This window comes from Microbacterium sp. NPDC019599, assembly GCF_040632175.1.
Taxonomy (GTDB): Bacteria; Actinomycetota; Actinomycetes; order Actinomycetales; family Microbacteriaceae; genus Microbacterium.
Genome location: NZ_JBEYBL010000021.1, coordinates 1 through 1,598 on the forward strand (window position 1 = coordinate 1; position 1,598 = coordinate 1,598).

At 66.3% G+C, this 1,598-nt stretch carries 1 protein-coding gene; it reads left to right on the top strand.

What is annotated here, in order from left to right:
- Positions 1-211 precede the first annotated feature (211 nt).
- Positions 212-1,464, top strand: a protein-coding gene (locus ABZ477_RS19105; protein WP_360136424.1) for an IS3 family transposase whose coding sequence is annotated in 2 segments (ribosomal slippage) — positions 212-494 and positions 494-1,464 — 1,254 coding nt in all. Because the reading frame shifts where the segments join, the coding sequence is not laid out codon by codon here.
- The last annotated feature ends 134 nt before the right edge of the window (positions 1,465-1,598 follow it).

Genomic DNA, 1,598 nt, shown 5'->3' on the forward strand with positions numbered 1-1,598 from the left:
CGATGTCGCGACTCATCCGTCAACGATCACGCGCAAGATCCGCGCGATCAGCTGTCAACGATGTCGTGACGCCAGACACCACCGTCACCGCCATTTGTCCTGAGTCGCGACATCGTTTACGAACGAGTCGCGACTCAGGACTTTTTCGTGGGTTCGCCGGTGACTCGCCCCGGCGCGTCCGGAGACATGATTCCTTGGAAGGATCTGTCTCATGGGACGTCCCAGTAAGTATCCGCGCGAGCTTCGTGAGCGCGCGGTCCGCATGGTCGCCGAGGTGCGGCCCGACTATCCGAGTGAGTACGCCGCGATGATCGCGGTGTCGCAGATGCTCGGGATCGGCTCGCCGGAGACAATTCGGACCTGGATCCGCCGGAACCAGGTCGACGCCGGCGAGCGGCCCGGTGTCACGACCGACGCCGCGGAGGAGATCACGCGGCTCAAGCGGGAGAACGCCGAGCTGCGTCGCGCGAACGAGATTCTGAAGGCGGCTTCGGCTTTCTTCGCGGCCGAGCTCGACCGGCCACAGAAGCGATAGTCGCGTTCATCGAGGACCACAAGGACCGCTCCGATGGTGGCCGGCGGTGGGGTGTCGAGTCGATCTGCGCCGTGCTCACCGAGCACGGGATCCGGATCGCCCCATCGACGTACTACGACGCGCGCGGACGAACGCCGTCCCGACGCGAGTTGTCGGATGAGAGGTGGAAGCCGATCATCCTGGCCACGTGGCAGAGGCAGCGAAAGGTGCTCGGCGCGCGCAAGCTCTGGCTTCGGCTGCGGCGCGACGGTCACGACATCGCCCGCTGCACGGTCGAACGCCTCATGCGGGAGCTTGGGATCGCCGGGGTGGTCCGCGGGAAGCGCAAGCGCCCGATCGACACGGATGCGCGGGAGACGAGGCCGGCGGACTTGGTGGACCGGCACTTCGCCCGGTTCCGCACGAACCAGCTCTGGGTAGCCGATTTCACCTACGTCTGGACTTGGTCCGGGTGGGTGTATGTCGCGTTCGTGTTCGACGCGCACTCCCGCCGCATCCTCGGCTGGCGCGCCGCCACGTCGATGACGACACCGCTGGTGCTGGACTGCCTCGACATGGCGCTGTGGACGCGCCGCCGTGAAGGCGTCGCCGGGTTCGCCGGGCTCACCCATCACACCGACGCCGGGTCGGTCTACACGTCGATCGCCTTCACCGACCGGCTCATCGATGAGGGAATCGACGCGTCGGTCGGGTCCGTCGGGGACGCGTACGACAACTCGCTCGCGGAGTCGCAGATCGGACTCTACAAGTCGGAACTGATCCACCACGAAGGCCCCTGGCGCGACGTCGGCCAGGTCGAAGCCGCGACCGCGTCGTGGGTGCTCTGGTTCAACACCGAACGCATCCACGGCTCGATCGACGACCTCACGCCGCTCGAGGTCGAACAGCTCGAGTACGCTCGCATCGAACCGGTCGGGAGAGCCGGCTGACACCAGCAAATCGCTCTCCGGACATGCCGGGGTGAGTCACCGGGTTGACGGTGACGCTGGGTTGGTGAGTCGGGTCATCGTTGACGGGGTGAGTCGGGTCATCGTTGACGGGGTGAGTCGGGTCATCGTTGACG